The sequence below is a fragment of the Nonomuraea sp. NPDC046570 genome (assembly GCF_040645915.1).
GTDB lineage: Bacteria > Actinomycetota > Actinomycetes > Streptosporangiales > Streptosporangiaceae > Nonomuraea.
In genome coordinates, this window is record NZ_JBEYZF010000051.1 from 25,198 (window position 1) to 31,881 (window position 6,684).

The following is a 6,684-nucleotide window of genomic DNA, read 5'->3' on the forward strand; positions in this document are numbered from 1 at the left end:
TGTCAGTCCTCGTAGACCCAGCGGGGCACGATGCCCTCCCCGCCGCAGAAGTCGCAGCCGGTGCCCACGCCGTCGCACGTACAGCAGGTGGCGGGGTCGTCCTCGTACCAGGGCGTACGGTCGGCGAACGGGTTTGAGACGGGCATGGGCGGGGTCCCTTTAGGCGGGAGTGGAGCGGTGATGAACAGCGGCGTCCCCCGCACGGGTCACGCCGACCGCGGGATGACCTGGCCGATGCCCTTGCAGACCTCGCAGGTCCCGCCGACGCCGGGGACGAACTGCCCGGTGCCCTTGCACTTGGCGCACTTGACCGGAGCGGGGGCGGGGCGGCGGCACTCGTGGTTGTGGTTGTCACAGCACATGGGTGGCGATCTCCTTGTGTCGGTGGGGCGGGCGCCCCGGGCTCCCGCTCCCGGACCACACACGGGGTGAGGTCCGGGAGGAGAACCCGCAGCGTCGGCACCGTGCTTTCAGCCGGGGGCTACTTCTTCTTGCTGCCGAAAACCTGGGTCACGGTCTGCGAGCCGTTGGCGTGGTTCTCCACGCTCTGAGCGAGCGTCACGTCGTCCTCGGTCTCGAAGTACTGAACGACGGTCTGGTTGCCGCCGGCGACGTTCGTGCCGCGACCGGAGAAGTTGTAGGTAGCCATGTGTCCTCCTTGTGGTGTGGGGCGGGCGCCCCGGGCTCCCGCTCCCAGACCCCGCACAAGGTGTGAGGTCCGGGAGGAGAACCCGCAACGTCGGCACCGCTGGGGCCAGACGGGTCAGGTGAAGAACCGGCCCAGGCCCTTGGGGCGGGCGCCCGCGCGGCGGAGCGCGTCTTCCTGCAACTTGTCGGCCCGCACGGCGCCGACCGCGTTCTCCAGGTCGGCCCGCGCCCTGCGCCTTTGCACGCTGGTCACGCCGTGCCCGTTGGCCGCCTGCGCGAGATCGTTGAGGGTGTTGGCCGTCTCGGACTTGGCCTTCAATGCGGCGGCCTGGCCGGGGGTCATCCTGCTGCGCATGAGGTGTCCTCTCGTGGGGGACCGGCTGCCGGCATGGCATGCCGGAAGGGGGGCGGGGGGCCGGTCAGGCGGAGATGATGAGCGCGGCGACGAACAGCCAGCCGATGTGCCAGGACTGATCCAGGGCGTAGGCGCCGGTGCCCAGGTGCGGGGCGTCGCCGGTGCCGGGCCGTGGGGCGCCGAGGCGGTAGAAGTCGCCCTTGCCGATCCGCTCGGCCAGCCGCGCCAGCGTGGTGCGGCGGTCGGCCCAGTAGTGCGACAGCCCGTCCACGGCCAGCCCCAGCAGCAGCGGCAGCAGGTCCAAGGGCAGGCCGGTCACCGCGGCGACAGCGGCGAGCGCGGCGAGCTTGGTCAGCGCGAGCGTGCACACGTGCATGGCGCAGGCCAGGCGGCCGGCCACGGTCGGGGCGCCCTTGCCGCACGCCTGTTTGTGGGTCTGCACCCAGTGGTCACCGACGCTGTGAGCGGCGAACAGAGCCACGAACACCGCAGCGAAAGCGGCGACGTCGCCGGTCATGCCGCCCTCCCCGGGGGTGCCGTCTCGATCGCCGGGGCGGCGGCGAGGGCGCGCAGACGGGCGGCGGCCTCGACGGCCAGCTCGGCCAGCCGGTCCATCGCCGCGGCCTCGGCCTCCACATCGCCATCGCTGGTGGAGTGGTTCAGGGCGAACCAGACGTGATTGCGGGCGACGGTGAGGAACAGCCAGCCCGACCGGGCGTTCAGATGCATTTCCTCGGCGCGCGGGTCGTAGACCGCGATACCGGCGGATACCTGGCTCATGCGGCCCTCCCGAGCGTGCGCAACTCGTCGGCGGACCGGGCGGCCCAGATCCCCGAGGTCGGGCGGGTTTCGCCGGCATACAGCGCGCAGGCCCGCCGGGCCGGGCAGGTGGCGCAGACCTCGCGGGCCACCGCCTCACGGGCGAGTCGCTCTTCAGCGGCCTCGATCGTGAAGCGCGGGCCGGTATGCAGGTCAGGGTCGTAGGCGCATTCCGGCAGCGGCGTCTCGCCGCCCTCCAGATGCCATGTCGCCTCGATCTCGTCCGGCGACATGCGCGAAGGGTGGGTAGGGCGATGGGTCATGATGGGATTGCCTCTCTGATCTGTGGATGAGCAGGGGTAGGCGGGCGCGCCCGGCGTGGGATGGTCTTGGCGGATTGACCACGCTGGAGCGCGCCCGTTTAGAAGCGTTAGGTGTGGTTGAAGCGGAAGATTCGCGCTTTATGAGCGCCGGTCAGTCCCGGAGGCACGCGAAGTCGAAGGTGACGTCGACGCCGTCGCTGTCGAGAACTTGGATGTCCCATGCGATGCCCCGCTTGGCGGCCTTACTGATGGCCTCGCCGATGCGTTCGATGCCGTCGGCGGGCAGGTGCCGTACAAGCTTGACGACCTTGTCGGTGCCCTTAACGTAGGTCCCGTACGACAGCGTGTACGTCTTGACGAAGCGGCCCTGACGGTCGCGGTTGATCGTGCCGTAGTCGATCGTCGGGATGGCAGCGGTCATGGCTTCTCCCTGCTGCTTGGGTGGTTGTGGAGCTGACTGCCCCGGAAGCCCGCCCGACACTCAGGCCGGGCGGGCACCCGCAGCGGTCAGATTCGTTTACGTGCGGCCCGTGCCGTCGCAGGTGGGGCAGGTCGCCGCCAGGGCGAGCCCGTTAGCGGCCGGCGTGCCGGTGATCTGGCCGTTGCCGTCGCAGTCCGGGCACGTGCCGCGGCCGGTCTGGCTCATGACGCAATCCCTTCACAGGGGGTGGGGGTGGCCTGGCAGCGCGGGCACGCGGAGTCGCTGTACTGCCCACCGTGCTTCTTGCACCAGCGGACGGGCTTGCTCTTGAAGGTGTCGGCACCATCCGGCCACTGCTGGCCACGACGGATCGCAGATGACATGGTGGAATCTCCTCTCTTGAGGAGCCCCGGGGCGTGCTCTTGGTAGGGGAACGCCCCGGGGCATTGAACGAAACCAGAAGCGCAGGTCAAAGCCCTGCACGGGCCGCCTTTTCAGCGGGAGGCGGTAGCCCGGATTCAGTTGTCAAAGATCAAGTGCTCAGCCCACCGGCGCGCGGCTTACGCCGCCTTCCCAGGATTTCCGGCTGTGCAGAACGTGAAGTACAGGCGGATGGTCAGCCGAGATTGCTGACGAACGTCATCAGCGCAGTAGCCACCGTGACCAGGGCGTTGAACGCACTCGTGGCGGAGCCTGCGGCCCGGATGGGGTCCTTGATGGCGAAGATGACGAAGAACAGTGCGGCGGTCAGGAACAAGAACGGGAGCAGGATGCGACGAGGTTTGTGAGTCGGAATCATGTTGCGCATGTTGCGCCCCTTTGAGCTCGTGAACCGGTGAACAGGTTCTGAGAGATATAGAACATGTCTAGCTTCCGGGTGTCAAGGCTTAGGGGTGAATCCCTTCGCCAGGGCGCTCTCTGTGAGTGCGCATCCCCTTCGTCTGGCCCCAAAGATGCCTGAACGAGGAGGGACGGCTTCACCGCAAAGCAAGACAGCCACGGACGTCTGTCGTATCGTGAGGACGTCCCGAGTCGTCCCCGAAGGGCGCAACGCGATGGGCAATGACAGGCTCAGAGACGCACTGCTAAGCAAGGGCTTGATACCGGAGCAGCTCGCGGAAGAGTTGGCCGTGGACCCGAAGACTGTCGAGCGTTGGATCACCCAGGGGCGTACGCCATACCCCAGGTACCGCCATCGGATCGCGGCACTGCTTCAGGAGGGTGAGCACTACCTTTGGCCGGACGCTTTGACCGAGGCCCAAGCGGGCCGGGTCAATGACTCCGAGATTGTTAAGGTCTATTCGCACCGCAGCTTGGTTCCGGCCGAACTATGGGACCGCCTTCTTGACCGGGCCACGCGGCAGATCGACATTCTCGTATACGTCGGCATGTTTATGACAGAGAAACATGCTCTGATCTCGAAGCTACGCGCCAAGAGCTCAGCCGGTGCGAGAATCAGGCTCTTGTTCGGCAACCCGGAAAGCGACGCCATTGTGCAACGTAGCCGCGACGAGGGTATCGGCGAGCGCGCGATTCCCGCGAAGATCGAGCACGCACTTGCGTTCTTCCGACCTCTCCATGGAGTTGACGGGATAGAAATTCAAGTCCATGAAACAGTTCTATATAACTCGATTTATCGATTTGATGACGAGATGATCGCCAATCCGCACGTTTTCGGCATTACGGCCCCGCACGCGCCAGCACTCCATTTACGCCGCCTGTCGGCGGGAGATCTGTTCACAACCTACGCGAGCAGTTTCGACGCGGTATGGAAGAAGGGGAGTCCGGCAAGGTGGCAAAATGACGAAGACTGACTTTTACGATGATCCCGCTGCGCCGAAGGCTAACAGCATTGTCGTCGCCGTGACTGTTGCCGTAATTAACGAGGAAGGACGGCTACTCCTCATCGAGCGATCAGATAGCGGCCTCTGGGCGCTACCTGGGGGAGCGCAGGACATAGGTGAATCAGTTACCCAAGCTGCAATACGGGAGGTCCGGGAAGAGACTGGGATTGAAGTGGAAGTCAAAGGCCTGATCGGTATCTACTCTGACCCTCGCCATGTCATCGCATATGACGACGGTGAAGTGCGCCAGGAGTTTTCGATCTGCTTCCAAGCTCGCCCTATCAGCGGTAACCTGCAGACGAGCTCAGAATCACGAACCGTTCAGTGGGTAGAGCCCCTAGAGCTTAGCGAGCTCCCGATTCACCCGTCGATGCGCCTTCGCATAGAGCATGCCATGAGGGCCAATGAAGGGCCGCATCTAGCTTGAGGCGATTATCGCCAATCGGCGCTCTGTCCGATCGACAGCCGCCATTAGCTCCGGACCCGCTTCGGTGATAAATTGAGTTACTAGGCTCTTAGGGCCGTAACGCTCCTTTATCTCAGATATTCTCTCCCGAGCCGAAGTTGTTTCCCCGTCAGGCGTGGTTGTGAGATCGCAGTACCAGAGCGCGTCCCTGACTGCCGTACTTCCCTCATCGGGAAATTCGTCAAGCTCATCATCAATCCCACGCAATCGCGCCTCAAGCACAGCGTAGGAGTGGTGAGCTACCAGATTGACCAGCCGTGACGGCGCTTCCAAAGTTCGCAGGAATCGAGCTCCATCAAGAGGATGGAATCCAACCCCGGCGAGATCGGGAGCGTATCCCACGTCATGGAGAACGGCCGCTGCTTCAAGGAGTTCCGCATCGGATCCAGCGACCCCACGAAGAGTTCGAGCCTGCCGGGCCACCCCTTGCACGTGTGACCACCTACGCGGGATAGCCTGCGCCAGCTTCTGCTCTGCGATGCCGAAGGCCCAACTGATTAGCGACATGGATCCCATCCTAACGGTCAAGGTGAAATACCCCTTTCGTCAGTCACGTGTCGTGTGAATAACAACCCGCCCTAGGCCTCTCCTTGTCTCAACAATCCCTTCTGCTTCGAGCAGGGCAATGGCGCGTCTCACGGTTACCCTTGCGACGCCGAGGCGTTCAGCAAGCGTGGACTCGCCGGGAAGGCGAGAACCATTCGCATACTCACCAGAGAGAATCGCCCTGCGAACGGCTTCCGCGACTTCGCCAGTACGGGTCAAGGCGTCCTGTTCGCCGCCTACGAACCAGCCTTTTCCGTGCACCGGCGTGACTAGCCCCTCGGCGGCGAGCATCTGGAGTGCTTGCCGAGCGGTTCCCTTCGAGACGTTGAACTGTTCGGCCAGGTCAGCTTCGCGGGGGAGTCGTGAGCCGCGCTCAAACCCGCCGGCGGCGATGTCATCCCTTAGAGACTCAGCTACCACCTCATATCGTGATGTGGCGGGGCCGCGGTCGCCCAACCCAACGCCAACAACGCGGCGCCCCTTGCCCATCTCGCTTACTACCAAGCCGAGCTGCTCCAACTCGGCGACCGCTTGCCGAGCCGTACCCCGGGCGACGCCGTAGGCACGCATAAGAGCAGAGTCCGAGGGCAGCAAGCCGCCTGCGGGTGGGTCTCCAGCTCGGATGCGGGTACGGAGGTCATCCGCGATGCGAAGGTAGGCGGGTTGGTCGTTGTGCTGCTTCATCGCGCTCCCTCGGCGAGAGACATTGCCCTAAGGCTAGATTGACTACCCCCATACCCGCGACGCACCTGGGGGTCCATCCCCAAACGCGGAGCGTAGGCCGGGCCGTCTGCGGGGCGTCCAGGGGACACGACGTCGCGTCGGATGCTGGGTCTGGCTGGCGACGGTACTTGTGCGCGGGACCCTGACTGCCCGCATCGGACACATGCACGAGTGATCGCGAGGCTATCTCGCGGCTCTGAGAGCCCCGTAGGCGTACGTTCACGGCGTACCGCGACGGTCTATATAGGTCTAGAGTCGATCTCGCCAGGCGGGCGCACAATCCTTGATCATGCCAAATACATGCGCAAATCCGGGTTCACGGAGCCGTGCCCCTCTCTCTAACTGGGGAAACGCCCTGCTCGCACCCCTGTCTCCTAAAGCGGGTGTCGCATGTTCGAATCATGCCGGGGGCACATAGATTGACCAGGCGTTTGGCTATCTGACCTGCGGCTTCATCGCCGCAGGTCTTTTGTGTTCTAGGCCACTGAAGGCAGCCATATGCAGCCCTAGTACGGCAGCCGCCATTCGTTAGCTGATCTGGGTGTATGCGGTGGCCAGGCGAGCGCGGCGGTGGAACCAGCGGGCTCGGGCTTGATGTC

At 64.5% G+C, this 6,684-nt stretch carries 14 protein-coding genes; 2 read left to right on the forward strand and 12 right to left on the reverse strand.

Features of this window, described 5'->3' with window-relative positions; all coding sequences use genetic code 11:
- Positions 1–2 precede the first annotated feature (2 nt).
- The 10 genes from ABZ911_RS39670 to ABZ911_RS39715 all read right to left on the reverse strand — a co-directional run bounded on the left by ABZ911_RS39670 (position 3) and on the right by ABZ911_RS39715 (position 3,314).
- Complete coding sequence (locus ABZ911_RS39670) at positions 3–146, reverse strand: hypothetical protein (RefSeq protein ID WP_358068640.1); 144 nt, start codon at positions 144–146, stop codon at positions 3–5.
- A 60-nt stretch (positions 147–206) separates the two neighbouring features.
- Positions 207–362: a hypothetical protein gene (locus ABZ911_RS39675; RefSeq protein ID WP_358068643.1), complete on the reverse strand. Its 156-nt coding sequence runs from the start codon at positions 360–362 to the stop codon at positions 207–209.
- Between the two features lie 119 nt (positions 363–481).
- Positions 482–649: a hypothetical protein gene (locus ABZ911_RS39680; protein ID WP_358068646.1), complete on the reverse strand. Its 168-nt coding sequence runs from the start codon at positions 647–649 to the stop codon at positions 482–484.
- Positions 650–763: 114 nt separating this feature from the next.
- Positions 764–1,003 carry a hypothetical protein gene (locus ABZ911_RS39685; protein WP_358068648.1) on the reverse strand — a complete coding sequence of 80 codons (240 nt, stop codon included), beginning with the start codon at positions 1,001–1,003 and terminating at the stop codon, positions 764–766.
- A gap of 64 nt (positions 1,004–1,067) precedes the next feature.
- The gene (locus ABZ911_RS39690) at positions 1,068–1,520 is read right to left on the reverse strand and encodes a DUF3307 domain-containing protein (protein WP_358068651.1); all 453 of its coding nucleotides are present in this window, start codon (positions 1,518–1,520) and stop codon (positions 1,068–1,070) included.
- Complete coding sequence (locus ABZ911_RS39695; protein WP_358068654.1) at positions 1,517–1,783, reverse strand: hypothetical protein; 267 nt, start codon at positions 1,781–1,783, stop codon at positions 1,517–1,519. Before ABZ911_RS39695 ends, ABZ911_RS39690 begins: the two co-directional genes overlap by 4 nt.
- Positions 1,780–2,055: a WhiB family transcriptional regulator gene (locus ABZ911_RS39700; protein WP_358068657.1), complete on the reverse strand. Its 276-nt coding sequence runs from the start codon at positions 2,053–2,055 to the stop codon at positions 1,780–1,782. The genes ABZ911_RS39695 and ABZ911_RS39700 overlap by 4 nt, the downstream gene beginning before the upstream one ends.
- Before the next feature lie 181 nt (positions 2,056–2,236).
- Positions 2,237–2,506 carry a hypothetical protein gene (locus ABZ911_RS39705; RefSeq protein ID WP_358068660.1) on the reverse strand — a complete coding sequence of 90 codons (270 nt, stop codon included), beginning with the start codon at positions 2,504–2,506 and terminating at the stop codon, positions 2,237–2,239.
- Between the two features lie 96 nt (positions 2,507–2,602).
- Entirely contained in the window at positions 2,603–2,731 is a 129-nt protein-coding gene (locus tag ABZ911_RS39710; protein ID WP_358068663.1) for a hypothetical protein, read from the reverse strand.
- Positions 2,732–3,122: 391 nt separating this feature from the next.
- Complete coding sequence (locus ABZ911_RS39715; RefSeq protein WP_358068666.1) at positions 3,123–3,314, reverse strand: hypothetical protein; 192 nt, start codon at positions 3,312–3,314, stop codon at positions 3,123–3,125.
- 247 nt (positions 3,315–3,561) lie between these two features.
- Between ABZ911_RS39715 and ABZ911_RS39720 the strand changes: the two genes are divergently transcribed.
- Together ABZ911_RS39720 and ABZ911_RS39725 are read left to right on the forward strand one after the other, a co-directional pair.
- Positions 3,562–4,320: a DUF5919 domain-containing protein gene (locus ABZ911_RS39720; RefSeq protein ID WP_358068669.1), complete on the forward strand. Its 759-nt coding sequence runs from the start codon at positions 3,562–3,564 to the stop codon at positions 4,318–4,320.
- A complete protein-coding gene (locus tag ABZ911_RS39725) occupies positions 4,307–4,777 on the forward strand; it encodes an NUDIX domain-containing protein (RefSeq protein ID WP_358068672.1) in 471 nt (156 codons plus the stop codon). Before ABZ911_RS39720 ends, ABZ911_RS39725 begins: the two co-directional genes overlap by 14 nt.
- Here ABZ911_RS39725 and ABZ911_RS39730 read toward each other — a convergent pair.
- On the reverse strand, positions 4,769–5,332 hold the full coding sequence (locus ABZ911_RS39730; RefSeq protein WP_358068678.1) for an HD domain-containing protein: 564 nt from the start codon (positions 5,330–5,332) through the stop codon (positions 4,769–4,771). The two genes, ABZ911_RS39725 and ABZ911_RS39730, sit on opposite strands and share 9 nt — an antisense overlap.
- Positions 5,333–5,362: 30 nt before the next feature.
- Positions 5,363–6,046 (reverse strand): GntR family transcriptional regulator, encoded by a 684-nt coding sequence (locus ABZ911_RS39735; protein WP_358068675.1) that lies wholly within the window; start codon positions 6,044–6,046, stop codon positions 5,363–5,365.
- Positions 6,047–6,684 lie beyond the last annotated feature (638 nt).